Origin of the sequence: Nonomuraea aridisoli, from assembly GCF_003236395.1 — a bacterium.
Classification (GTDB): domain Bacteria; phylum Actinomycetota; class Actinomycetes; order Streptosporangiales; family Streptosporangiaceae; genus Nonomuraea; species Nonomuraea aridisoli.
On record NZ_POUD01000006.1, the window covers coordinates 55425 to 79009 of the forward strand.

General features: G+C 72.3%; 24 protein-coding genes and 1 riboswitch. Of the genes, 8 read left to right on the forward strand and 16 right to left on the reverse strand.

Annotated elements, in window-relative coordinates:
- Positions 1–5 precede the first annotated feature (5 nt).
- A complete protein-coding gene (locus tag C1J01_RS02935) occupies positions 6–899 on the forward strand; it encodes a 5'-3' exonuclease (protein WP_111175734.1) in 894 nt (297 codons plus the stop codon).
- A gap of 3 nt (positions 900–902) precedes the next feature.
- Here C1J01_RS02935 and menD read toward each other — a convergent pair whose 3' ends face one another.
- Both menD and C1J01_RS02945 read right to left on the reverse strand, forming a co-directional pair.
- Positions 903–2564 carry a 2-succinyl-5-enolpyruvyl-6-hydroxy-3-cyclohexene-1-carboxylic-acid synthase gene (menD, locus tag C1J01_RS02940; protein WP_111175669.1) on the reverse strand — a complete coding sequence of 554 codons (1662 nt, stop codon included), beginning with the start codon at positions 2562–2564 and terminating at the stop codon, positions 903–905.
- Entirely contained in the window at positions 2561–3454 is an 894-nt protein-coding gene (locus C1J01_RS02945) for an o-succinylbenzoate synthase (protein ID WP_235854217.1), read from the reverse strand. Before C1J01_RS02945 ends, menD begins: the two co-directional genes overlap by 4 nt.
- An 81-nt stretch (positions 3455–3535) precedes the next feature.
- Here C1J01_RS02945 and C1J01_RS02950 point away from each other — a divergent pair, with 81 nt between their 5' ends.
- The 3 genes from C1J01_RS02950 (at position 3536) to C1J01_RS02960 (ending at position 6586) form a co-directional block, all read left to right on the forward strand.
- Complete coding sequence (locus tag C1J01_RS02950) at positions 3536–4684, forward strand: AMP-binding protein (protein WP_111175673.1); 1149 nt, start codon at positions 3536–3538, stop codon at positions 4682–4684.
- Positions 4685–4727: 43 nt separating this feature from the next.
- Positions 4728–5069, forward strand: coding sequence for a hypothetical protein (locus C1J01_RS02955; protein WP_111175675.1), 342 nt, complete (start codon positions 4728–4730; stop codon positions 5067–5069).
- Between the two features lie 179 nt (positions 5070–5248).
- Positions 5249–6586 carry an RNA polymerase sigma factor gene (locus tag C1J01_RS02960; RefSeq protein WP_111175677.1) on the forward strand — a complete coding sequence of 446 codons (1338 nt, stop codon included), beginning with the start codon at positions 5249–5251 and terminating at the stop codon, positions 6584–6586.
- Positions 6587–6643: 57 nt separating this feature from the next.
- On the opposite strand, the gene C1J01_RS02965 is transcribed toward C1J01_RS02960, so the two are convergent.
- On the reverse strand, positions 6644–7042 hold the full coding sequence (locus C1J01_RS02965) for a hypothetical protein (protein WP_111175679.1): 399 nt from the start codon (positions 7040–7042) through the stop codon (positions 6644–6646).
- A gap of 115 nt (positions 7043–7157) precedes the next feature.
- On the opposite strand from C1J01_RS02965, the gene C1J01_RS02970 reads away from it, so the two are divergent.
- Positions 7158–7718 (forward strand): TetR/AcrR family transcriptional regulator C-terminal domain-containing protein, encoded by a 561-nt coding sequence (locus C1J01_RS02970; RefSeq protein WP_181448543.1) that lies wholly within the window; start codon positions 7158–7160, stop codon positions 7716–7718.
- Positions 7719–7918: 200 nt separating this feature from the next.
- Positions 7919–8110 (forward strand): DUF5999 family protein, encoded by a 192-nt coding sequence (locus C1J01_RS02975; protein ID WP_111175736.1) that lies wholly within the window; start codon positions 7919–7921, stop codon positions 8108–8110.
- 21 nt (positions 8111–8131) lie between these two features.
- Here the strand turns inward: C1J01_RS02975 and C1J01_RS02980 are convergent, their stop codons facing one another.
- Positions 8132–8722, reverse strand: a complete 591-nt coding sequence (locus tag C1J01_RS02980; RefSeq protein WP_111175683.1) for an alpha/beta hydrolase family protein — start codon at positions 8720–8722, stop codon at positions 8132–8134.
- Positions 8723–8803: 81 nt separating this feature from the next.
- Between C1J01_RS02980 and C1J01_RS02985 the strand changes: the two genes are divergently transcribed.
- A complete protein-coding gene (locus tag C1J01_RS02985) occupies positions 8804–9148 on the forward strand; it encodes a hypothetical protein (RefSeq protein WP_111175685.1) in 345 nt (114 codons plus the stop codon).
- A gap of 6 nt (positions 9149–9154) precedes the next feature.
- Here C1J01_RS02985 and C1J01_RS02990 read toward each other — a convergent pair whose 3' ends face one another.
- The 12 genes from C1J01_RS02990 to C1J01_RS03045 all read right to left on the reverse strand — a co-directional run bounded on the left by C1J01_RS02990 (position 9155) and on the right by C1J01_RS03045 (position 22691).
- Positions 9155–9964 (reverse strand): hypothetical protein, encoded by an 810-nt coding sequence (locus tag C1J01_RS02990; RefSeq protein ID WP_111175686.1) that lies wholly within the window; start codon positions 9962–9964, stop codon positions 9155–9157.
- A gap of 122 nt (positions 9965–10086) precedes the next feature.
- Positions 10087–12930 carry an aminomethyl-transferring glycine dehydrogenase gene (gcvP, locus tag C1J01_RS02995; protein WP_111175688.1) on the reverse strand — a complete coding sequence of 948 codons (2844 nt, stop codon included), beginning with the start codon at positions 12928–12930 and terminating at the stop codon, positions 10087–10089.
- Positions 12931–13083: 153 nt separating this feature from the next.
- Positions 13084–13177, reverse strand: a riboswitch (glycine riboswitch).
- Positions 13178–13260: 83 nt separating this feature from the next.
- Positions 13261–13881 (reverse strand): MerR family transcriptional regulator, encoded by a 621-nt coding sequence (locus C1J01_RS03000; protein ID WP_111175690.1) that lies wholly within the window; start codon positions 13879–13881, stop codon positions 13261–13263.
- A gap of 147 nt (positions 13882–14028) precedes the next feature.
- A complete protein-coding gene (locus C1J01_RS03005; protein ID WP_111175692.1) occupies positions 14029–14499 on the reverse strand; it encodes a bifunctional nuclease family protein in 471 nt (156 codons plus the stop codon).
- Positions 14500–14630: 131 nt separating this feature from the next.
- Positions 14631–15257: a transcriptional regulator FtsR gene (gene ftsR, locus C1J01_RS03010; RefSeq protein WP_111175694.1), complete on the reverse strand. Its 627-nt coding sequence runs from the start codon at positions 15255–15257 to the stop codon at positions 14631–14633.
- A 61-nt stretch (positions 15258–15318) separates the two neighbouring features.
- The gene (locus tag C1J01_RS03015) at positions 15319–15831 is read right to left on the reverse strand and encodes a double zinc ribbon and FHA domain-containing protein (RefSeq protein WP_111175696.1); all 513 of its coding nucleotides are present in this window, start codon (positions 15829–15831) and stop codon (positions 15319–15321) included.
- Positions 15832–16078: 247 nt separating this feature from the next.
- Positions 16079–18583: a mannose-1-phosphate guanyltransferase gene (locus C1J01_RS03020; RefSeq protein ID WP_111175698.1), complete on the reverse strand. Its 2505-nt coding sequence runs from the start codon at positions 18581–18583 to the stop codon at positions 16079–16081.
- A gap of 4 nt (positions 18584–18587) precedes the next feature.
- Positions 18588–19169, reverse strand: a complete 582-nt coding sequence (gene clsA / locus C1J01_RS03025) for a cardiolipin synthase ClsA (RefSeq protein ID WP_111175700.1) — start codon at positions 19167–19169, stop codon at positions 18588–18590.
- Positions 19170–19298: 129 nt separating this feature from the next.
- Positions 19299–19886 carry a phosphoribosylanthranilate isomerase gene (locus C1J01_RS03030; RefSeq protein ID WP_111175702.1) on the reverse strand — a complete coding sequence of 196 codons (588 nt, stop codon included), beginning with the start codon at positions 19884–19886 and terminating at the stop codon, positions 19299–19301.
- A gap of 10 nt (positions 19887–19896) precedes the next feature.
- Positions 19897–20301: a hypothetical protein gene (locus C1J01_RS03035; RefSeq protein WP_111175704.1), complete on the reverse strand. Its 405-nt coding sequence runs from the start codon at positions 20299–20301 to the stop codon at positions 19897–19899.
- Positions 20302–20412: 111 nt separating this feature from the next.
- Positions 20413–21090, reverse strand: coding sequence for a response regulator (locus C1J01_RS03040; RefSeq protein WP_111175706.1), 678 nt, complete (start codon positions 21088–21090; stop codon positions 20413–20415).
- Positions 21087–22691 (reverse strand): sensor histidine kinase, encoded by a 1605-nt coding sequence (locus C1J01_RS03045; protein ID WP_235854214.1) that lies wholly within the window; start codon positions 22689–22691, stop codon positions 21087–21089. The genes C1J01_RS03040 and C1J01_RS03045 overlap by 4 nt, the downstream gene beginning before the upstream one ends.
- A 129-nt stretch (positions 22692–22820) precedes the next feature.
- Between C1J01_RS03045 and C1J01_RS03050 the strand changes: the two genes are divergently transcribed.
- Positions 22821–23408, forward strand: a complete 588-nt coding sequence (locus tag C1J01_RS03050; RefSeq protein WP_111175708.1) for a class I SAM-dependent methyltransferase — start codon at positions 22821–22823, stop codon at positions 23406–23408.
- The last annotated feature ends 177 nt before the right edge of the window (positions 23409–23585 follow it).

Sequence of the window (23585 nt, forward strand, 5' to 3'; positions counted from 1 at the left end):
TGCTGATGCTTCTGGACACCCCGTCCCTCTACTTCCGCGCCTTCTACGGAGTCCCGGAGTCGATCAAGGCTCCGGACGGCTCCCCGATCAACGCGGTACGCGGCCTCATCGACATGATCGCCACCCTCGTCCGCACCCACTCCCCCGCCGAGCTCGTGGCCACCATGGACGCCGACTGGCGGCCGGCGTTCCGGGTGGCGGCGATCCCGACGTACAAGGCGCACCGGGTGGCCGAGGGCGACGCCGAGGAGGTGCCCGACGCGCTCGTGCCGCAGATCGCGGTGATCGAGGAGGTGCTCGACGCCGTCGGCATCGCCCGCCTGGAGTCGCCCGGCTACGAGGCCGACGACGTGATCGGCACGCTCACCCACCGGGCCTCGGGCGCGGTCGACATCGTCACCGGCGACCGCGACCTGTTCCAGCTGGTCGACGACGCGCGGCCGGTGCGCGTGCTCTACACCGCGCGCGGCATCCGCAACCTGCAGATCGTCGACGAGGCGTTCGTCACCGCCAAGTACGGCATCCCCGGCCGCGCGTACGCCGACTTCGCCACGCTGCGCGGCGACCCCAGTGACGGCCTGCCCGGCGTGCCCGGCGTCGGCGAGAAGACGGCCGCCGCCCTGATCACCCGCTTCGGCTCGCTGGAGGCGCTGCTCGACGCCCTCGACGCGGGCTCGGCCGACGGTTTCCCGGCCGGCAGCCGCACCCGCCTGGCCGCCGCCCGCGACTACCTGCGGGCCGCCCCGGCGGTCGTCGCGGTGGCCCGCGACGCCCCGCTGCCGGCCGCCGACCTGACGCTGCCGGCCAAGCCGCGCGACCCGGAGGCGCTCGTCCGCCTGGCCGACCGCCACGGCCTCGACAGCCCGCTCAACCGCCTGCTCGACGCCCTTGGCGGCTGAGCCTCAGCCCGCCAGACACTCCCGTACGGCCTGCTGCGCGGCCTCGGTGAGGCGGGCGTGCACGAGCGCGTTCTCCTCGCGGTCGGTGCGCACCTCCACCACCCGCGGCCCCTCGCCGCGCAGCGCCTTGGGCAGCTCGCTGACGTCGCCCACCAGCGTGTACGGCGTGCCCGTCGCCGCGGCGACGTAGCCGAGGTCCACGCCGTGCGGCGTGCCGAAGACCCGTTCGAACGGGTCGCGCACGGCCGCCTGCGGCAGCAGCGAGAAGATGCCGCCCCCGTCGTTGTTGACCACCACGAGGCACAGGTCGGGCCGCGGCTCGCGGGGCCCGAGCACGAGCCCGTTCTGGTCGTGCAGGAACGACAGGTCGCCCATCAGCGCGTACGACGGCCCGTTGTGGGCCAGCGCCGCCCCCATCGCGGTGGACACCAGCCCGTCGATGCCGGAGGCTCCCCGGTTGGCCATGAGCCGCAGGCCGCGCCGGGGCCGCATGGCCTGGTCGAGGTCGCGGATCGGCATCGAGGAGCCGCAGAACAGCAGCGAGCCGTTCGGCAGCGCGTCGGCCAGGTCGCGGGCGATGCGCGGCTCGCTGGTGCCCGACAGGTCGAGCACCTCGTCCACCGCCGCCCTGGCCGCCCGGTCGGCCTGCCGCCAGGCGTTCAGCCAGCCGTCGTCGCCCGCGGCGACCGGGATCTCCACGGCCTGCGCCACCTGCGTGGCCGAGCGGGTCGGGTCGGGCCAGCGGTCGAGGCCGGGCGCGACCACGATGTGCTCGCCGGCCTGCCGCAGCCAGGCCAGCAGCGGCTTCGACAGCCCGGGGCGGCCCAGCGTGACGACCACGTCGGGCCGGTGGGCGTCGGCGAACTCCGGCGTGCCCAGCAGGTGGTGGTAGGTGGAGACGGCGTGGTCGCCGTAGCGCGCGCCGCCGTTCGGCTCCGACAACACCGGCCAGCCGGCCATGCCGGCCGCCGCGACGTAACGGCGCACGTTGGCGGCGCCGTCGCCGACCACGAGCACGCCGCGCCGGGTGGGCGGCAGGTGCAGGGCGACGGGCGGCGGCGCGACGCGGGCGCGCACCCACGGGCCGCCCGCGGCGCCCTCCAGCGGCTCGCTCCAGCCCGGGTCGCCGTCGGGGACGAGCGGCTCCCTGAAGGCCAGGTTGAGGTGGACGGGGCCCGGGTCGTACGGGCCGGCGGCGCGCTGGTAGGCGCGGCAGGCCAGCGACCGCCAGTAGGCCACCTGGCCGGGGCGGTCCTCCGGCACGCCGACCTCGGCGAACCAGCGGGCCGCGGCGCCGTACAGCTTGAGCTGGTCGATCGTCTGGTTGGCGCCGGTGCCGCGCAGCTCGGGCGGGCGGTCGGCGGTCAGCACGAGCAGCGGGACGCCGGACTCGGCGGCCTCGATCACGGCCGGATGGAAGTTGGCGGCGGCGGTGCCGGAGGAGCAGATCAGCGCGACCGGCCGCTCGGAGCGCCTGGCCAGCCCCAGCGCCAGGAACGACGCCGAGCGCTCGTCGATGCGGACGTGCAGCCGCACCCGCGACTCGGCGTGCAGCGCCATGGCCAGCGGGGCCGAGCGGGAGCCGGGGGCGAGCACCACGTCGGTCAGGCCGCAGCGCACCAGCTCGTCGATCAGCACCGTGGCCAGCGCGGTGGCGGGGTTCAACGTGACGCCTCCTGCATCCGGCGAAGCCACTGGGGAGATTCGATCTCAAATGCCGACAAATGCTGAAAATTCACCGTGGGGCGCCGGACCGCCAGTTCGCCGTTCACCGGCACCAGCGAGTCCTCCACCACGTCGCCCGTCAGCAGGGACATCGTGCCGAGCCCGCACGCGTACGGCAGCGACGGCAGCGCCGCCGCCAGCGCCACCCCCGCGGCCAGCCCCACGGACGTCTCCACCGCGCTGGAGACCACCGCGGGCAGCCCGCACGCCTCCACCACGCGCAGCGCCGCGCGCACCCCGCCGAGCGGCTGCACCTTGACCACGGCGATGTCGGCGGCCCCGGCCGCCCGCACCCGCAGCGGATCCTCCGCCCGGCGGATGGACTCGTCGGCCGCGATCGGCACGTCGCACGCCCGGCGCACCGCCGCCAGCTCCTCGAGCGTGGCGCACGGCTGCTCGGCGTATTCCAGGTCGAAGCGGTCGAGCCGCTTGAGCCGCCGCACGGCCTCGTCGACCTCCCAGGCGCCGTTGACGTCGACGCGCAGCTTGCCCGCCGGGCCCAGCGCGTCGCGTACGGCCTCCACCCGGGCCACGTCGTCGTCGAACGTCTGGCCGCGCTCGGCCACCTTCACCTTCGCCGTGCCGCATCCGGAGCGGCGCACGATGTCGTGGGCCTGCTCGGGGCCGACCGCGGGCACGGTCGCGTTGACCGGCACACGATCGCGCACCGGCTCGGGCCAGCCCTCGAAGGCCGCCTCACGGGCGCACGCCAGCCAGCGGGCGCACTCGCGCGGGCCGTACTCGGGGAACGGCGAGAACTCGCCCCACCCCGCCGGGCCGTGCAGCAGCACCCCTTCCCTGACGGTCTGCCCCCGGAACCGCGTACGCATCGGGATGCGGAAGACCACGGGAGAACGCGTCACGACCCTCCCTGCGCCTGTGTCCGAACTGTCGCCACTAACCTTACGAGCATGTGGAGGAACCCGTCGCATCCGGACCGCCCGCTGCACGCCGTCGTGCAGCCTCCGGGCCCTGCCCTCTTCACGGCGATCCGCGACGCGCTCGACGGCGACGGCCCGGCCGTGCTCCCTTTGTCACCCGGCCACTCCACCGGCGCGATCGCCTCGCTGCGCCCCACCCACGCCGACGGCGCACCGCTCGACGGGGGCGTGGGCGTCCCCGGCGACGTCGCGGTCGTCATCGCCACCAGCGGCAGCACCGGCGAGCCCAAGGGCGTGATGTTGTCGGCCACGGCGCTGCGCGCCTCCGCGGCCGCCTCGCTGCGCCGCGTCGAGGCTTCGAAGGGCGATCGCTGGCTGTGCTGCCTGCCCGTGGCGCACGTCTCCGGCCTGCAGGTGCTCGTCCGGGCCCTGCTGTGCGAGAGCGAGCCGATCATCCACCCCGGTTTCGACCCGCACGCGGTGTTGTCCTCGGGCGCCGACCACGTCTCGCTCGTGCCGACCCAGCTCCACCGGCTGGTCGAGCTCGGGGCCGACCTGTCGGTGTTCAGGACCATCCTGCTGGGCGGCGCCGCGCCCCGCGCCGGGCTGCTGGATCAGGCCCGCGACCTCGGCGCCCGCATCGTGACGACGTACGGGATGAGCGAGACGTGCGGCGGCTGCGTGTACGACGGCCGGCCCCTTTACGGTGTAGATCTCAAGATCGGGGACGACGGCCTGATCAGGATCTCCGGGCCCGTGCTGTTCTCCGGCTACCGCTTCGCCGACCCGCCCATGCCGCTCGACGGCGGCTGGTTCGTCACCTCCGATCTGGGCGAGCTGCACGGCGGCCGGCTGCGCGTGCTGGGCCGGGCCGACGACGTCATCAACACCGGCGGCGAGAAGGTCGTGGCGGGCGCCGTGGCCGCCGTCCTCGCCGCCCACCCCGAGGTGGCCGACGTGGCCGTGATCGGCACGCCCGACCCCGAATGGGGCGAGGCGGTCACCGCCGTCGTGGTCCCCGCCAGCCCCGACACGCCCCCCACGCTTTCGCAATTGCGGGCATATTGCCGCGATAGGCTTCCCCCGCACGCGGCGCCGCGCGACCTGCGGCTGGTTCCCCGGCTGCCCCTGCTGCCCAACGGCAAAACCGACCTGATGCGCCTGAAGGCAGGAACCTGACGAGTTGCGGCTGCGTCATAGCAGGGAGAAGGAGGGAGCCTTTATGGACGAGACCCGCAAGATGTGGGCATCCGCGGCCATCGTCGGCGTGATCGTCGTCGGAGGAGCCTCAGTCGCGGCGGCCGCTTCGGCGGGCAAGCTCGACCAGGTGGCGAGGGAGACCCGGGCCGTGGTGGAGAAAGCCCCGCAGGGCTCGCCGGCCCCGTCGCAGGACGACCCGGGCGACCCGGGCGACCCGGGCGACCCGGGCGACATCGTCGTCTCGACGGAGGTCAACCCCAACCCCGGCGAGGTCCTCGAACACTGGACCGACGAGCGCATGGACGCCGCCGAGCCCATGCCGATGCCGGTGATCACGTTGGACGAGGACCAGCTGGCGGAATAACTCCGGGCCGCGCACGGTTGGCATAGTGGGCGTTCTGTCCCTTTCTCTACCCTGCACCGTGCGCACGGGAACAAATGACGGCGATTGGCGTTATTGGTACTGGTGCGCCGTGCGGACAACGAAGCCGCCCCACCACAACAAGCCTGATCGCTTCGACTCCGTACGGAGGAGGTGTCCTCATGCCCAGAACCGCCGTGGCGACCCCACCAGCAACTCTCGACCAGCTCCTTGAACGAGGGCGAGCCCAGGGTCACCTTTCTCTGGCGGAGCTGCGTGACGCGTTCGCGAAGACAGGCATCAGCCCCTCTGAAGGCCGCACCATCCTGCGCGAGCTGTCAGAGGCCGGCGTGAGCCTGGCCGCCGAGAACGAGGCGTCCACCAGCGCTGCCCCCAGGAAGACCAGCCAGAAGAAGACGGCGACGACCAGCAAGACCTCGCGCTCGAAGACTACCGGCCGCAAGGCCGCGGAGGCAAAAACCGCCGACGCCGCCAAGGCCGTCACCCCGTCAGAGCCCAAGCCCGAGCACCTCGAGGACGTCACGGACGACGTCGCGATCACCGACGAGGACGTCGAGAGCGAGCAGCTCGACCTCGACGACACCCAGTCCGTCATGGGCGACTCGGTGCACACCTATCTGAAGTCCATCGGCCGCCGCACGCTGCTCACCGCGGCGCAGGAGGTCGAACTGGCCCGCCGGATCGAGGCCGGCCTGTACGCCGAGTACAAGCTGGAGACCCAGCCCGACCTGCCGGAGTCCGTCAAGGACGACCTGCTCATGGTCGTGGAGGACGGCAAGGAGGCCAAGGACCACATGCTGGAGGCCAACCTCCGCCTGGTGGTCTCGGTGGCCAAGAAGTACACCGACCGCGGCATGTCCCTGCTGGACGTCGTCCAGGAAGGCAACCTGGGGCTGATCAGGGCGGTGGAGAAGTTCGACTACACCAAGGGCTTCAAGTTCTCCACGTACGCCATGTGGTGGATCAGGCAGGCCATCCAGCGCGGCTTCGCCGACTCGGCGCGGACGATCCGGCTGCCCGTGCACGTGCTGGAGATGCTCTCGAAGCTGTCGCGGGTCGAGCGTGACATGCACCAGCGCCTGGGCCGCGAGCCCACGCCCGAGGAGCTGGCCGTCGAGCTCGACAAGACCCCCGACCAGATCGAGGAGCTGCTGCGCACGAGCCGCCAGCCGATCTCGCTGAACGCGACCATCGGCGAGGACGGCGAGACCACGATCGGCGACCTCATCGAGGACGTCGACTCGCCGGAGGCGTCGGAGATCGTCGACCGCCAGCTGCTGGGCGACCAGCTGCGCGGCGTGCTCGACAACCTCTCGCCGCGCGAGTCGAAGATCATGGCGCTGCGCTTCGGCCTGGTGGACGGCAAGCCGCACACCCTCGACGAGATCGGCAAGCACCTGGGCCTGACCCGGGAGCGGATCCGCCAGCTGGAGAAGGAGTCGCTGTCCAAGCTGCGCCACCCGAGCAACACGCGCCCGCTGCTCGACTGGGCCAGCTGACCGGCACACCGAAGAGCCCCGGCCTCCCCGGCCGGGGCTCTTTCGTGTGCGGGGACGCTAGCGGGTGGCGGGCACCGGGCGGGGGATCCTCGGGATGCCCCACATCCGGTTCTCCTCGCGCAGCGTGCGCAGCCGCTCGACCTCGGAGGTCCACATGGCCCCGGCCGGCGTGGCCTTGGCCTTGCGGCGCGCGATGCGGTCGTCGTAGGACTTCACGCCGAACGTGGCCCGCTGGCCCGCCTCGGCCGCCCGCAGCGCCTCGGTCAGCGCCTTGTCGAAGGCGATGCCGGCGGCCATCAGCTCGACGTCGTCGGCCCCCGCCGCGCGCAGCTCACGCAGCGTCGCCTCGGCCTCGCGGGCCTTGTCGAGCAGCTCGGGGAACCTCTTGGAGATCTCCTGGTCCGCGTGGTAGCGGACCTCTGCCTCCCGGCTCACCCGCGGACGGAAAAACGCCATCGAACCGGCCCCTTCACGCTGTACGTTCATTCGTTCACCGGCAAGGGTACGCCGTCGCGCGACACGGGCGGAAATCGCCCCGGAGCGACTGCCTTTACATAGTAAGATGATCACCATGCCCGCCAAGCGACCGCCCGTCCCCCTCTCCCGCGAGCGCATCATCGAGGCCGCCCTCCACATCGCCGACAGCCAGGGCCTGCGCCGGCTCACCATGCGCCGGCTGGGCGACGCCCTGGAGGTGGAGGCCATGGCGATCTACCACCACCTGCCCCGGGGCAAGGAGGCGCTGATGGACGCCCTGGCCGAGCACGTCACGGCCGTCCACGTCGAGCCCGGCCCCACCTGGCAGGAGACGGCCAGGGCGTGGTGCCGGGCGGGCCGCGAGCTGCTGCGCGAGCACCCCGGCGTGCTGGCCCTGGCGCTGACCAAGCCGCCCAAGGGCGCCACCGCCCTGGCCATCAGGGAGCAGACCGAGCAGCTGGCCGAGGCGGGCCTCGGCAACGCCGCCGAGGCCGTGCGGGCGCTGCGCGCGTTCGTGTTCGGCAGCGTGGCCGTCGAGGTGCAGCAGTCCGGCTGGGCCGACCCCGAGGTCGACCAGTGGGTCAGGCGGGACGCAAGAGCCGATATGGACTTCGAACGCGGACTCGACGCTCTGCTCAAGGGATTGCAAACGTGATGCGCGTGTCGCGCTTGGCCCGTTATCCTGCATAAGGCACGCTGTGTCGAAGGTCACACGTTCCGGGGATCCTCCTGTAACAGTCAAAAGGGGCTATGTCCGAACGCGTGGCACGCGTCGCACACTTGCCAGGAACAACCCGAGCCAGGCTCCCGCCCCACGTCACCGGGAGCACCCACGAGATATCCGGAGGCACGATGATGTGCCCGCACGACCCGCCCTGTCCGGACGCCGAGGCACCGGACCGCGAGGCGGCACGCACCCTCGCCTGCCACCCCGAGCAGGGGTGGAGTCTTCTCTGCAACGGCGTCGTCCTGTTCGAGGACACCGGTGAGCTGCTGCCCAGCGGCACCGTCATCGCGCCGCACCGGCCCGTGGCCGGCGCGATCTGATCCGCCCGGAGGCGATCCCGGCTACGCGTAGCGGGTGATCCACTCCGCCACGATCTCACCCACCCGGGCGGGGTCACGCTTGAGGTCGTGCCCCTCCCCCGGCAGCACCACCAGGCGCGCGGCGTCCTCGGCGTCGGGCACGCCGAACGGGTCACGGTCCCCGTTGACGACCAGCACGTCCACTCCGGCGCCGCGCAGCTCGCCGGCCCGGGAGCGTTCCGGCTTTCCCGGCGGGTGCAGCGGGAACGCCAGCGCCACGACCGCCGCCGCGCCGACCGCCTTCGCCGTACGGCAGGCGACCCGCGCCCCGTTGCTCCGCCCGCCCTGCACGACGGGCAGCCCGGGCAGCCGCGTCCGCAGCTCTTCCAGGACGGTCTCCCACGCCTCGTCCTGCCGGGCCGGCGAGCCGGGCGCCCGCGCCCCCGCCACCCGGAACGCCTGGGTCACCCTGGCCACGCTGGCGCCCACGCCGAGCGCGGCGTCGCGGACGGCCAGCAGGTCGGGAGCGTCCACGCCGCCCGCCGACCCGTGGGTCAGCACCAGCAGCAGCCGCGGCCGCGCGGCCTCGTCGATCTCGACCAGCGCCGGCCCCCGCGGCGTCATCACCTGCATCCCAGCACCGTACCTGGGGAGGATGCCGGATTGGCTCTCAGGTCTGATGACGGCGAGGCGCCCAGGCGGGATGATGCATGCATGCCAGACACACGCCCGCTCCGGGACGAGTTGCAGGCCACTCTCGACGCGCGCCGCGACCTCGGCCCCGACTACGAGCCCGCGCTCATCGACTCGTTCGTCGACCGCCTCGACGCGACGATCGCCGCCCGCGTACGCGCGGAGCTCGACCAGCACGGGGCGGCCCCGCGCAGGAAGCCGCCGGCCTCGCAGCTGATCCCGCTCGCGCTGGGCTCGATGGCCCTCGGCATCCCGCTGACGGCCATCGGGGCGGCGCAGGCGGGAGGGTTCGGCCTGTTCATCGTGTGGGTGGCGATCGTGGTCATCAACGTGGCCGCCGCGGTGGCGATCATCCGCCGCCCCTGAGGCCGGTCAGGCGTCGCGCTGGAAGCGCAGCCGCACCTCCGCGGCCAGCGTCTCGTCCTCGTGCTCCAGCCCGTACGTCCAGACGCGGTCGGCGTCGTCGGCGCGCCCGCGCAGCGGGAGCGTGCGCGCCAGCAGTTCGATGGCCAGGGCGCCGGTGCTGGGGTCGGCGCCGTCCTGGAGGCTCTCGGCGAACTCGGCGCAGGCCAGCTCCAGATGGGCGATGCCGAGCTGGACGCGCAGCCCCGGCACCTCGTCCGCGGGTGCGAACTCCAGGGCGTCCAGCAGCACCTCGGCGGCCGCCCCCGGCTCGCCGTGCTCCATCATCAGGTCGGCGAGCTGCTGCGCGGCGTGGGCGCCGACCCGCCCGTCGCCCGCCTCCACGCTCGCCCGCACGGCGGCGCGGAACTCCCGGTCGGCCTCCTCCAGGTGCTGCGCCCGCACGGCCAGCCGGGCCAGCGCGAGGTGGGCCAGCGGCACGTACGCGGCCGTGCCGACGCCCAGCACGGCCTGCCAGGCGCCCCTGGCCTGGTCGTCGCGGCCCTCGCGTTCGAACCCTTGGGCGAGGTGGCAGGCGGCCTGGGCGGCGAACTCGGGATGCCCGGTGGCCAGCGCGGTGCGGGCGGCGGCCCTGGCGGCCTCGACCTCGCCGCGCTGCTCCAGCACCACGGCCAGCCCGACCGCGGCCTGCGCCCGGTCGGGCTCCTCGGGGTCGGCGGCGAGCTCGGACAGGATGGCGGCGGCGCCCTCGAGGTCTCCGCGTTCGGCGCGCAGGCGGGCGGTGTCGAGGGGCGAGGTCTGCAGCTCTGATGACGTCAAGGAGGCTCCTCGGGGCGACGGTCGCCCCGAGCCTAACGATTTCCGGCGATCATGTCTGCCCACTTGCCGCCGAAGGACTGGCCGGATCGGGCGGCCCGGCCGGTCCTTCGGGGCGCGCGGGCTCAGTCCTCGTACGCCTCGAGGGGCGGGCAGGAGCAGACCAGGTTGCGGTCGCCGTAGGCCTGGTCGATGCGGCGCACCGGCACCCAGTACTTCCCGTCGCGCAGCGAGGGCACCGGGTAGGCCGCCTCGCTCCGGGTGTACGGGTGCGGCCACTCGTCCGCGGTGACCGCCGCGGCCGTGTGCGGGGCGTTGCGCAGCGGGTTGTCGGCCTTGTCGTAGTCGCCGGAGGCCACCTTGGCGATCTCACCGCGGATGGCGATCATGGCGTCGACGAACCGGTCGAGCTCACCGAGGTCCTCGCTCTCGGTCGGCTCGATCATGAGCGTGCCGGCCACCGGGAACGACATGGTGGGCGCGTGGAAACCGTAGTCGATGAGCCGCTTGGCCACGTCGTCCACGGTGACACCGGTCTCCTTGGTGATCTGGCGCAGGTCGATGATGCACTCGTGCGCCACCAGGCCGCCGCGGCCGGTGTAGAGCACCGGGTAGTGCGGGGCCAGCCGCCTGGCCAGGTAGTTCGCCGACAGGATGGCCTGCTCGGTGGCCGCCTTGAGGCCCTCGCCGCCCATCATCCGGACGTACGCCCACGAGATCGGCAGGATGCCCGCCGATCCGTACGGGGCCGCCGAGACCGGGCCGACCGGGGAGCCGTCGCGCAGCGGGTGGCCGGGCAGGTAGTCGGCCAGGTGCGCGCGCACCGCGACCGGGCCGACGCCGGGGCCGCCACCGCCGTGCGGGATGCAGAAGGTCTTGTGCAGGTTGAGGTGGGACACGTCGGCGCCGAACGCGCCCGGCTTGGCCAGGCCCACCAGGGCGTTGAGGTTGGCGCCGTCGACGTACACCTGGCCGCCGGCCTCGTGCACCTTCTCGCAGATCTCGGTGACGGTCTCCTCGTACACGCCGTGCGTCGAGGGGTACGTCACCATGATGGCCGCGAGCGCGTCGCGGTGCTTGGCGATCTTGGCGTCGAGGTCGGCCAGGTCGACGTTGCCGTTCTCGTCGCAGGCCACGACGACGACCCGCATGCCGGCCATGACGGCGCTGGCGGCGTTCGTGCCGTGGGCGGAGGACGGGATGAGGCAGACGTCGCGCTCCCCCTGGCCGTTGGCGCGGTGGTAGGCGCGGATGGCCAGCAGGCCCGCGAACTCGCCCTGGGAGCCGGCGTTCGGCTGGATGGAGACGGCGTCGTAGCCGGTCACCTCGGCCAGCCAGCCCTCCAGCGTGCCGATCAGCTCCCGGTAGCCCTCGGCCTGCTCCTCCGGCGCGTACGGGTGGATCGCGGCGAACTCGGGCCAGGTGATGGGCTCCATCTCGGTGGTCGCGTTCAGCTTCATCGTGCAGGAACCGAGCGGGATCATGGAGCGGTCGAGCGCGATGTCCTTGTCCTGGAGCTTGCGCAGGTAGCGCAGCATCGCGGTCTCGGAGCGGTGCTGGTGGAAGACCGGGTGGGTGAGGTAGTCGCTCTCGCGCACCAGCGTGTGGGGCAGCGCGTCGGAGGCGCCCTCGATGTCCCCGTCGATGTTCACGTCGGCGGCGGGCACCCCGAAGGCGGCCCACACCTTGGCGATCTCGGCGGCGCCGGTCTTCTCGTCGCAGGCGACGGAGACGTGGTCGGCGTCGGCCTGCCAGAGGTTGACGCCCCGCTCGGCGGCGGCGGCCACGACCTCGGCGGCCCGGCCGGGCACACGGGCCAGCACGGTGTCGAAGAACTCGTCGTGCACGACCTCGACCCCGGCCCTGCGCAGCCCGCCGGCCAGGACGACGGCGTACCGGTGGACCCGGTGGGCGATGCGGCGCAGGCCCTCGGGGCCGTGGTAGACGGCGTACATGCCGGCGATGACGGCCAGCAGGACCTGGGCGGTGCAGATGTTGCTGGTGGCCTTCTCGCGGCGGATGTGCTGCTCGCGGGTCTGCAGGGCCAGCCGGTAGGCGGGGCCGCCGTCGGCGTCCACCGACACGCCGACCAGGCGGCCTGGCAGCTGCCGCTGCAGGCCCTCGCGTACGGACATGTAGGCCGCGTGCGGCCCGCCGAACCCGAACGACACCCCGAACCGCTGCGAGGAGCCGATCGCGATGTCGGCGCCCAGCTCGCCGGGGGCGGCCACGAGCGTCAGGGCCAGCAGGTCGGCGGCGGCCACGACGAGCGCGCCCGCCTCGTGCGCGGCGGCGGCCACGGCGCGGAAGTCGCGCACCCGCCCCGAGGCGCCCGGGTACTGGACGAGCACGCCGAAGCACTCGGGCAGCTCGCCGTCGAGGGAGTGCTCGACGAGCGTGATGCCGAGCGGCTCGGCGCGGGTGGCGAGCACCGCCTTGGTCTGCGGCAGCGCGTCGGCGTCGACCACGAACACCGAGCTCTTGGACTTGCCGGCCCGGCGGGCCAGCGTCATGGCCTCGGCCGCGGCGGTGCCCTCGTCGAGTAGGGACGCGCCGGCCACGGGCAGGCCGGTGAGGTCGGAGACGACCGTCTGGAAGTTCAGCAGCGCCTCGAGCCGGCCCTGCGAGATCTCCGGCTGGTACGGCGTGTACGCGGTGTACCAGCCCGGGTTCTCCAGCAGGTTGCGCCGGATGACGGCGGGCGTGACGGTGTCGTAGTAGCCCAGGCCGATCATGGAGGTGAGCACGCGGTTGCGCCCGGCCAGGGCGCGCAGCTCGGCGATGGCCTCGGCCTCGCCGATCGCGGCGGGCAGCTTGAGGCTGTCCTTGGCCCTGATGGCCTCGGGCACGGCCACCGCCACCAGGTCCGCCACGGACTCGAAGCCGACGGCCTCGAGCATCCGCTGCTGCTCGGACTCCGAGGGCCCGATATGCCGGGACGAGAAGGGTGGTGCGGTCAGGTCGGTCATGGAGGTGCCTCCCGAGGCTATGGAGACCGGCGCCAGGGCGCGGGCGAGTGCCGGATCTCCCCCTCTGTCAACGGGACCTGAGAGCTTCACCCCGGTGGGGCTTGCACCGTCGGTGAGGCGCGCCTGGCGGACGCGCCTGCTTTCCAGAGTTGCCTCACCCGAGCGGTACCGGATGCCTGAGAGATTCCGGGGAGGGTTGCTCCTTCGGCGCCCCGGACCAGGCCGGGGACTCTCCCGCACGGGGTCGTCAGCCTTACCCGTCCTAGATTACTACGGTGCGCCGGGATGGTGAGGATCGGCCGGGTTCGCCGGCCTGTCGCGGAAGCCCGATCAGCCGATGCGGCGCGCGCGACGCCGGCGGGCGAGTTCGTCAGCGGGGTGGTCGGCCGGGACGGTGTCCTCGACCGCCGCGCGTTCCCCCGGCAGCTCCGCGAGGGAGCCCTCGACCTCGCGCCACACCCGGCCGAGCGCGATGCCGAACACGCCCTGGCCGCCCTGGAGCAGGTCGATCACCTCGTCGGCCGAGGTGCACTCGTAGACGCTGACGCCGTCGCTCATGAGGGTGATCTGCGCGAGGTCGGCGACCCCGCGGTCACGCAGGTGCTGGACGGCGGTGCGGATCTGCTGCAGCGACACTCCGGTGTCGAGGAGCCGCTTGACGACCTTGAGCACCAGGATGTCGCGGAAGCTGTAGAGGCGCTGGGAACCCGAGCCCTGTGCGGCCCTTATCGTGGGTTCGACCAGGCCCGTGCGCGCCCAGTAGTCGAGCTGCCTGTAGGTGATGCCGGCCGCCGCGCAGGCCGTCGGCCCGCGGTATCCGATGTCGTCCGGCAGCGTCGCCGGCTGCTCGTCGAAGAGCAGGCCCTGCTCCCCGGCACGCTGCCGCGCACTCTCGCGCCGCACCGGATCTTCCTGGCCGGCCGTCTTACCCTCGCCGCTGCTGACCGCCACGCGGACCTCCGGCTTTCTCTCATCCCGTGGCCTGATCTGGGGGTTCGTAAAGTGCGGCCACGGGTTTCACTTGCACCGTAGGACCGCGACCATGCTCAGTCAACGATCCGGCTCGGCGCGTCGTGAAGCGTAAATGCACTGAAATACCTACCCCGCCCGGCCGAAGTCTTCTGGAGTGATCGTGTCAAGGAACTCCCTGAACTTCTCCACCTCGTCCTCCTGGTCGTCGGGGATGATCACCCCTGCCTCCTGGACGACCTCCTCGCTGGCGAAGATGCGCGCCCCCGTGCGCAGGGCGAGCGCGATGGAGTCGGACGGCCGGGCGCTGACCTCCACGCCGTTGGAGAAGACGAGATCGGCGAAGAAGATGCCGTCGCGCAGGGCGACGATGTTGACCTCCCGCAGGCCGACGCCGAGGGCGCTCAGCACGTCACGGAACAGGTCATGAGTGAGAGGGCGCGGTGGCGGCTCCTCCGCCTGGGCGAGGGCGATGGCCGTGGCTTCGGTCATGCCGATCCAGATGGGCAGGAACCGTTCCCCGTGTGCCTCCTTGAGCAAGACGATCGGCTGATTTGTGGGCATTTCAACTCGTACGCCCACGACCTCCATCTGCAACACGGGCTGCTCCGTAATCCTGACCGGTCACCCGGCACAGCTCTTCGAACATCGCTTCTGCTGATTGGCTCTTCGTTTCAACGTAACACCCACAGGGCCCGGAATGTGCCCCCGCCTCCCAGCTCGCCCCGGCCTCAGCCCCCGAGGACCGACCGCACGCCCGTGCGCACAAGGGACGCGTGCAGGTCGAGCAGGAGCGTGGACAGCTCCCTGGCCGCCTCGTCGGCCTCGCCGATGGCGCCGGGGGCGCGCCGCTTGAGTATGGGCGCGACCGTCTGCTCGACCAGGCCGCACTCGCGCTCGGCCGCCGCCTTGACCGCGCGCAGGTGGCGGGCGTGCAGGCCGAAGCGGGACAACGAGCCGACGGTGCGGGCCACGGTGAGGGCCTCCTCGTCGTAGCGGCGGGCCACCGGGGCGAGCAGGCCGTAGTCCTCGAGCTCGTCGAGGGTCTCCTCGTCGATGCCGGCGGCCTCCAGCAGCTCGGCCCGGCTGAGCCTGACGTCCTGCTTGTCCTGCAGCACGCGGGGGCGGCCGAAGCTCTCGGCCATCTTGTCCTTGATCACCCGCAGCGGCAGGTAGTTGTCGCGCTGCTCGGTCAGGATGAAGCGGAGCTGCTCGACGTGCAGGTGGGTGAACTTGCGGAAGCCGGACGGGCTGCGCTCGGGCTCGATCAGGCCCTCACCCTCGAGAAAGCGGATCTTGGAGACGGTGACATCGGGGAACTCGCCCTGCAGCAGGGCGAGCACCTCCCCGATGCTCATGTGCGAGCGTGCGGCCTGTGAGCTCATGCTGCCTCCCACACCGGCTTCCCCACCCGCCCGCTCATGCGCCTGTGTTGCCGCGCATCAGGAAGAGAAGGCGGAACTTGCCGATCTGCACCTCGTCTCCGGAGTGCAGCGGAACCTCCTCGATCCGCTCGCGGTTGACGTAGGTGCCGTTGAGGCTGCCCACGTCACGCACGGAGAACTGGCCCCCGCGATGCCGGTAGAACTCGACATGGCGGCGGGAGACCGTGATGTCGTCGAGGAAGATGTCGCTCTCCGGGTGGCGCCCGGTCGTGGTCAGGTCTTTGTCGAGCCTGAAACGACTCCCCTGGTTGGGGCCCCTGGTCACCGTGAGCAACGCCGCGCCGGGCGGGAGCTGCTCGACGAGCGCCCGCTCGGCCAGGAGCATGTCGCCTGTCTCAGCCTCGTACGCCTCGATTCCCGCGACGGAGATCGTCGACGTGGTGTCCCCGGAGACCTCGGGTCTGGTCAGCGGTGACCCACAGCGGGAACAGAAACGGGCATCCTCGGGGTTGGCGTGCCCGCACTGCGTGCAGTAGACGCTCGGCATCGATCGGCTCGGCCTCCTACCGCGAAGACACGGTGCTTTCGGGCGCGCCTGCCTTCGCTCTTTCACGTTTGCGAATGCCGCAACTTACGCTGATCAGCGGCAAAGGTCAAGGCGGGGCGCTGGACTCGGGTGTCGGACGCAGACAAAGTTACCGCCGCGCCCGCCCCGGGGTCCATGCCGCCGCGCGTTTCAACATTACGATCTTGCGGCACTCCGCGCGCACGTCGCGGGCATGGATTTTTCCGGATCAGGTGGCGGCCTGCTCGACGATGCGGGCCCAGCGTTCGAGGAGAGTCTGGGCGGCGTCGACGTCCCACGCCTCGGCCCACAGGTCGGTGACCGGTTCGGCGGCGGCGGGCAGCACGAGAACCCAGCTCCCGTCGTCACGGGCCACCCGGACGCCGTCGGTGGTGTCGATGCGGCAGCCGTCGGGCTCGGCCTCGGCGGCCTCCATGACCGAGCGCATGACGGCGCCCTTGGCCGCCCACGGCGTCGGCACGGCGCGCTTGAGCAGCTTGACCTCCGGGATGCGCGCGTCGATCTGGCTGAGCGACAGCCGGGTGCGGGCGACCAGGCCGAGCAGCCGCATGAACGCGGCCAGCCCGTCGATGGCGGGGCTGAACTCGGGGACGACGAAGCCGCCTCGCCCGTCGGCCGCGAAGATCATGTCGGGTCCGGCGGCGGCCGAGGTGAGGGCGTCGAGCGAGGTGGTGGTCCACTGCACCTGGACGCCGTGGAAGCGGCAGACCTGCTCGGCGACCCTAGTCGTGGTGACCGGCAGGGCCACCCGCCCGCCCTGGCGTTCGGCGGCGACCAGGTCGAGCACGACGAGCAGGGCGCGTTCCTCGCTGATCAGCTGGCCCTTCTCGTCGACGAGGGCGATGCGCTCGCCGACCGGGTCGAACCGCACGCCGAACGCCGCCCGTGAGGAGCTGACCAGCTCCGACAGGCGCTGCAGGTCGCGGCGGCGGCCGGCCAGCGTCTCGGTCGGCGAGACGTCGTCGAGGCGGGCGTTGACGGTGAGCACCTCGACGCCGACCCGGCCGAGCAGCGTGGGCAGCACCAGCGAGGAGGTGCCGCCGGCGCAGTCGACGACGACCTTCATGTCGCGCACGTCGCTCACGCCGACGTGGTTGAGCAACTCGTGGGTGTAGTCCTCGACGGCCCTGGACGGGTAGGTGAGCTCGGCGATCTCGCCGGGGAAGGCGCGGCGGAACTCCTGTCGGGAGAAGACCCGCTCCAGCTTGCGCTGGGCGGCCGGCGGCAGGTCGGCGCCGCGGCCGTCCATGATGACGATGTCGACGCTCTGCGGGTCTCCGGGCGTGGTGCGCAGGGCGATGCCGCCAGCGGCCGACTCCCTGGCGGTGTGGAAGCGGGTGACCGGCATCGGGGCGGCCTCGAGGTCGAGCACGTTGATGGCGCTGGCGGTCAGCGCGGCGTTGACGGCCCGCTTCAGCGCCCTGGCCGCCAGCGAGCAGTCGCGGGAGGTGACGACGTGGGCGCCCTTGCGCAGCGTGGTGGCGTACGCGCTGGCCAGGCGGACGCACAGCTCGGCGGTGATCTCGACGTTGACCAGGCCGCTGACGCCGCGCGGGCCGAACAGGTTGCGCTGGCCGCGCGACTCCCAGATGACGCTGGTGTTGACGACCGCGCCGGCCTCGATGGTCTTGAACGGGTAGACCTTGACGCCGCTGGAGACGTACGCCTCGGCCTCGATGACGCACTCGTCGCCGATGACGGCGTTCTCCTCGATGCGGGCGCCGGCCATCACGTCGGTGCTCTTGCCGATGACGCAGCCGCGCAGGTGGGCGCCGGGGCCGAGGTAGACGTTGTCGTGGACGACGGCGCGGTGCAGGAACGCTCCCTCGCGGACGACCGCGTTGTTGCCGAGCACGGTGTACTCGCGCAGCTCGGCGCCCGCCTCGACCTTGGCGTAGTCGCCGACGAGCAGCGGGCCCTTGAGGACGGCGTCGGGGTCGACGGAGGCGGAGTCGGCCACCCAGACGCCCGGGGAGACCTCGAAGCCGCCGATGTCCAGCTCGACCTTGCCCGACAGGGCGTCGGCCTGGGCCTTGAGGTAGCTCTCGTGGGTGCCGACGTCCTCCCAGTAGCCCTCGGCCACGTAGCCGTAGATCGCGGCGCCGCCGGCGAGCAGGGCGGGGAAGACGTCGGCGGACCAGTCGACCGGCCCGCCCTCGGTGACGGCGTCGAGGACCTCGGGCTCCATGACGTAGATGCCGGTGTTGACGGTGTCGGAGAAGACCTGGCCCCACGTGGGCTTCTCCAGGAAGCGTTGCACGCGGCCGGACTCGTCGACGATGATGATCCCGAATTCGAGCGGGTTGGGGACGCGTTTCAAGCCGATCGTCACCAACGCCCCATTTTCCCGGTGAAAACGGATCATGTCGGACAAATCAATATCCGTCAGGGCGTCGCCGGAGATGACGAGGAATCGGTCGTCACGGAGGCGGGCGGCGGCGTTCTTGACGCTTCCCGCGGTGCCGAGGGGGACGTCCTCGGTGGCGTACTGGAGGTGCATGCCGAGCTCGTGGCCGTCGCCGAAGTAGTTGCGCACGAGCGCCGCGAGGAACTGCAGCGTCACCACGGTCTCGGTCACGCCGTGCCGTTTGAGCAGGCGCAACACGTGTTCCATGATCGGGCGGTTGGCCACGGGGAGCAGGGGCTTGGGCTGGTTGGCGGTCATCGGACGCAGCCGAGTGCCCTCCCCGCCCGCCATGACGACCGCCTTCACCCGATCACTCCTTCTTGGCCTCGGTGACGAGTTGTCGCACCTGTACCACATACAGCACCCCGGCCCACCAGTACAGGCCCGTTCCCCAGAGTGCGAATGCCCAGCCGACGATTTGGGCTATATCGGCATACCACCCAACATGGGAGGCAAGGAAGAGGAGCGGGAAAGCGTACATGAGGTTGAACATGGCCGCCTTGCCCAGAAAATGCACTTGAAGTGCCCTATATCCGTATTTGCGCAGTACGAGGATGGAACATCCGACGAAGGCCTCGCGCAGGAGGATGGCGGCGACCAGCCACCAGGGGATGATCTCGCGCACGAGCAGCGCGAAGATCGTGGAGAAGACGTAGAGCTTGTCGGCGGCCGGGTCGATGAGCCGGCCGAGCCGGCTGGTCTGGTGGAAGGCCCGGGCGATCTTTCCGTCGAGCCAGTCGGTGAAACCCGCCACCGCGAGCACGCCGATGGCCCAGCCGTCCTCCTTGGGCCCGAGCACGAGCCAGAGGAACACGGGCACGCCGAGCAGGCGCAGGAAGCTCAGCAGGTTGGGGACCGTCCAGATACGGTCCTCGGCGGAAGTTTCACTCACGCAGCAGACCCTACTGCGTGGAACTCGGTCTCAGCGGTCTCGGATGGGTACATCTGTTCCACCCGTTTCCGCTGGTGATGTCCGGTTTCTTGACCGGAAGGCGTCAGGGCGGAGCCCTGCGGGGCTCGCTCAGCCGCGTACGGCCTCCAGGAACGCCCTGATCAGGGCGGAGTCCTTCACCCCCGGCGCGGTCTCCACGCCGCTGGAGACGTCGACGCCCCACGGGTCGGCGGCGGCGACGGCCTCGCGGACGTTGGCCGGGTCGAGGCCGCCGGCCAGCATCCACTGCCCCGTGGGGCGGCCGCGCACGGCGGCCCAGTCCCACGGCAGACCGGAGCCGGCGTGGGGGGCGTCGACGATGAGCAGGTCTTCGTCGTAGGCCCCGCAGCGCAGGTCGGCCTGGGCGTCCACGGCCCGCACGAGGCGGACGCCGAGGTCCTTGAGCGCGGTGAAGTCGCCGTGGGGGTGGCGGCCGTGCAGCTGCACGCCCCGCACGCCGGAGGCCAGCACCGCCGCGCGCACGGTCTCGGGGTCCTCGCCGCGGAACACGCCGACGGTCAGGACGTGCGGCGGCACCAGGGCGGCCAGCTCCGCGGCCCGCTCGGGCGTGACGCGGCGGGGGCTGCGGGTCATGACGAACCCGATGGCGTCGGCTCCGGCCTCGACGGCGGCGGCGACGTGCGCCGGGTCGCTCAGGCCGCAGATCTTCACGTACACGCCTCCGACCTTAGCGGCGCCGGGCGGCTGCCGGTGACCACACCCAGATCAGCACCGCGGTGATGAGGCCGAACAGCGCCACGCCGTTGGGCACGTGAGCGCCGAGCCACATCCAGGTGACGTGCTGGGCGCCGCCGACGAGGAACAGCGCGAGGCTGGCCAGCGCGGGCCAGCCCGCCCCGCGGCCGGGACGCCAGACGAGCACCGCGAGCACGATCTGGACGAGGGCGAGCAGGTGCACGACCATGCCGGCCATGAGGTGGCTCTCGATCATCGAGTCGGACTCCACCGACTGGCCGGCGAACGAGGCGGCCACCAGCAGCGCCGCCGCGTGGGCGGTGACGGCGACGCGCAGGCCGTAGAGCAGGCCGGAGGAGACCTGGCCGGCGGAGGGCGGGGCGACGGTTTCTCGCATGACGGTCCTTTCGTGGGAACGAGCAAGGACCACATGGTCGCCGCGCGGCCCCGGGCCGGTCGTCAGCCTGGGGGATGACGCGCCGCTACACCTCCGGGCGGACCCGCGCGATCAGCCGCCGCGCCTGGGGCGTACGGGACGGAAGGAGGCGTCGACGAGGCCGGTGCGGTGGGCGACGACGGCGGCCTGGATGCGGTTGCGCAGGCCCAGTTTCTCCATGGCGGCGGCGATGTGGGTCTTGACCGTGGTGACGCCGACGTGCAGCTCCTCGGCGATCTCCGCGTTGGACAGGCCGGTGCCGACCAGGGCGAGCACCTCCAGCTCGCGCTCGGTCAGCCCCGGGGGCACCGACGGGGAGGCGTGCTCCTCGGCGTCGAGGAAACGCTCCACGACGCGGCGCAGCACCGACGGGGCGAGCAACTGCTCGCCCGCCGCGGCCCTGCGTACGGCGTCGACCATGCGCTCGGGGTCGTCGTCCTTGACCAGGAATCCCACGGCGCCGGCGCGCAGCGCCGCGTAGACGTTGCCGTCCTCGGCGAACGTGGTCAGCACCACGATCCTGACGCCGGGCCGGGCGGCGAGCACCCGCCTGATCGCCTCCAGGCCGTCGACCCGCGGCATGCGCAGATCCATGAGGATCACGTCGGGCAGGTGGCGCTCGGCCAGGCGCACCGCCTCGGCGCCGTCCTCGGCCTCGGCCACGACCTCCATGTCGCCGGTGGCCTGCAGCAACATGCGCACGCCCGCGCGGACGAGCGCCTGGTCGTCGGCCACGAGCACCCTGATCACGCGGCGCTCCCCGAGGGCAGGCGGCTGGGCAGGTGGACGGCCAGCAGCCAGCCGCCCTCGCCGTCGGGGCCGGCGCTGAGGGTGCCGCCGAGGGCGCGCACCCGCTCGCGCATCCCGGCCAGCCCGCGCCCGGAGGAGGGCAGCCGTTCGACGGTCGTGGGCGGGCGGCCGTTGCGGATCTCGACCTGCAGCCCCTCCTGCGAGGGGGCCACGAAGACGCGGACCCGGGTGCCGGGGCCTGCGTGTTTGAGCACGTTCGTGAGTCCTTCCTGGACGATGCGGGCCGCTGAGGCGCGGGCGATGAGCGGGGCCTGGTCGGCGGCCGGGTCGAGGTCGAGGTCCACGACGAGGCCGGCGGAGGCCATGCGCTCGGCGGACTCGCGTACGACGTCGGCCGGGTTGGCCAGCAGGTCGGGCTGGCGGTCGGGGTCGCGCAGCAGGTCGAGCAGGTCGCGCAGGTCCTGCAGCACCTGGTGGCCGGTCTCCCGGATGTCGTCGAGCGCGTCGGCGACGGGGCCGTCGGGGGCGGTGTAGCGGGCGGCGCCGGCCCGCAGGACCATCGCGCCGACGTGGTGGGCGACGATGTCGTGCACGTCGCGGGCGATGCGTTCGCGTTCGGCGAGCTGGTCGGCGCGCACCTGGGCGACGGCGGCGCGCGCGGCCTCCTCGGCGCGCAGCCGCTCGGCGGCCACCGCGGCCCGGCGCACACCCAGGTAGCGGCCGATCGCGATGGGCGTGGCGACCAGCGACATCAGCACGCCGACGCGGAAGGCGGTGATCTCGGTGTCGTCGCCGACCACGGCGATGGCACTCAGCAGGCAGCCGGTCAGGTACGCCGCGACCGTCCACGGCCACGACTGCACGCGCATGGCGAACACGCCGATCGCGATGAGCGTCAGGATCACGCACGTGTTGACGGCGTCGTTCAGATAGATGTCGGCGCAGACCAGCAGCACGCCCTGCAGCAGGAAGACCAGGCCGGGCAGCCGCCGGGCGATGCCCAGCGACAGGCCGCCGACGACGGCGAGCAGGCCGACCACCCACACCGGCAGGCTGCCGGAGTGCCAGGTGGTCCACGTGCTGAGCACGGTGATGGCCACGCCGCCGGCGGCCAGCAGCGCGTCGGGGGTGACGTCGCGCTCGTCGAGGCGCTCGGCGGAGCTGCGCAAATACGCGCCGAGCACGGCGGGGAAGACGGGCAGCAGCACGGAGTACACCCACATGTTGCCGGTGGGCGCGGCGCCGGGGTCGGCGACGTTGAGCGTGGTCGCGACGATCGTGGCGACGACGGCGAGCACGGTGGCCCGCACCGTGGAACGGAATCCGGCCACGCCCAGCGCCACGCACACGAGGATCTGCGCGGTGTTGGAGGTGAACGACCCGATCTGGTCGGTGACGACGAGGAAGGCGGCCAGGTAGAGGGTGACCGGGACCGGCCAGCGGCGGACGAGGCCCATGGGCAGGCCGGCCAGCAGCGCCGTCGGCAGGTTCGCCTCGGCGGGCAGGAAAGGGGTGTCGCCCACGTTCGCCGTGGTCAGCAGGTCGAGGCTCACCCCCGAGGCCGCGAGCAGGACGTCCAGCGGCACACCACGCCAACGCATGGACACAAGGTATCCGCCGGGCGTGACCGGCTGATCCTCCGCGCGGAGGACCCCGCCTCCTCCAAGTGGCCGGACATCCCGCCCGGAGGGGGGAGCGATCTACCCGGAACTTGCTCTACCTTCGAGGACATGTCTAACGACACCGCAGTCTTCCTCGGGCAGTTCCTGCGCTCCCCCGGCACCATCGGCGCGGTCGCCCCCAGTTCGCGGCGCCTGGCGGCCGCCGTCTGCGCGCCGATCCCCGAACGCGGCGAGCCGGTCGTGGTCGAGCTCGGCCCCGGCACGGGCTCGTTCACCTCCGAGATCCAGCGGCGGCTGGGCGGGCGCGGCCACCACCTGGCCGTCGAGCTCAACGACACGATGGCGCGCCTGTTGTCCGAGCGTTTCCCCGCCGTGGACGTCGCGCACGCGGACGCGTCGAAGCTCGGTGAGTTGCTCGACGAGCGCGGGCTGCGCTCGGCCGACGTGGTGGTGAGCGGGCTGCCGTGGGCGGCGTTCCCCGACGGGTTGCAGCGGGAGTTGCTGACTGCGGTGACGACGTCCATGACGCCGGGGGCGGCGTTCACGACGTTCTCCTACATCCACGCCATCCCGCTCAGCTCGGCCCGGCGCTTCCGCGCGCTGCTGGCCGAGCGGTTCGAGGAGGTCGTGCAAGGGCGTACGGTCTGGCGTAACACGCCGCCGGCCTTCGTCTTCACCGCACGCCGTCCTCGCTGACGGCTGGGGGCCGGCCGCCCGATCGGCGCCTGGATCGGGTGGCCGTACCAACGCCGGGAAGCTCCCTGCTCAACTCCCTGGCGGGTCTGGCTCCCGGGTGTCGCGGCGGGCTCTGCCGCCCCTCGCGTTCCCGGGCGTACGGATGGCTGACCTCCTCCTCTGGCGTCTCAGCGGATC

Coding starts and splice junctions, on each gene's coding strand:
- C1J01_RS02980 (WP_111175683.1), bottom strand. CDS start 8,722: ATGCAGGTGATGACGCCGCGGGGGCCGGCGCTGGTCGAGATCGACGAG.
- C1J01_RS03015 (WP_111175696.1), bottom strand. CDS start 15,831: ATGCCGAGCGTCTACTGCACGCAGTGCGGGCACGCCAACCCCGAGGAT.
- C1J01_RS03045 (WP_235854214.1), bottom strand. CDS start 22,691: ATGCGTTGGCGTGGTGTGCCGCTGGACGTCCTGCTCGCGGCCTCGGGG.
- C1J01_RS02955 (WP_111175675.1), top strand. CDS start 4,728: ATGGACGAGACCCGCAAGATGTGGGCATCCGCGGCCATCGTCGGCGTG.
- C1J01_RS02975 (WP_111175736.1), top strand. CDS start 7,919: ATGTGCCCGCACGACCCGCCCTGTCCGGACGCCGAGGCACCGGACCGC.
- gcvP (WP_111175688.1), bottom strand. CDS start 12,930: ATGACCGACCTGACCGCACCACCCTTCTCGTCCCGGCATATCGGGCCC.
- C1J01_RS02950 (WP_111175673.1), top strand. CDS start 3,536: ATGTGGAGGAACCCGTCGCATCCGGACCGCCCGCTGCACGCCGTCGTG.
- C1J01_RS03050 (WP_111175708.1), top strand. CDS start 22,821: ATGTCTAACGACACCGCAGTCTTCCTCGGGCAGTTCCTGCGCTCCCCC.
- C1J01_RS02965 (WP_111175679.1), bottom strand. CDS start 7,042: ATGGCGTTTTTCCGTCCGCGGGTGAGCCGGGAGGCAGAGGTCCGCTAC.
- C1J01_RS02945 (WP_235854217.1), bottom strand. CDS start 3,454: ATGCGTACGCGGTTCCGGGGGCAGACCGTCAGGGAAGGGGTGCTGCTG.
- C1J01_RS02935 (WP_111175734.1), top strand. CDS start 6: ATGCTTCTGGACACCCCGTCCCTCTACTTCCGCGCCTTCTACGGAGTC.
- C1J01_RS03035 (WP_111175704.1), bottom strand. CDS start 20,301: ATGCGAGAAACCGTCGCCCCGCCCTCCGCCGGCCAGGTCTCCTCCGGC.
- C1J01_RS02985 (WP_111175685.1), top strand. CDS start 8,804: ATGCCAGACACACGCCCGCTCCGGGACGAGTTGCAGGCCACTCTCGAC.
- ftsR (WP_111175694.1), bottom strand. CDS start 15,257: ATGAGCATCGGGGAGGTGCTCGCCCTGCTGCAGGGCGAGTTCCCCGAT.
- C1J01_RS02970 (WP_181448543.1), top strand. CDS start 7,158: ATGCCCGCCAAGCGACCGCCCGTCCCCCTCTCCCGCGAGCGCATCATC.
- C1J01_RS02960 (WP_111175677.1), top strand. CDS start 5,249: ATGCCCAGAACCGCCGTGGCGACCCCACCAGCAACTCTCGACCAGCTC.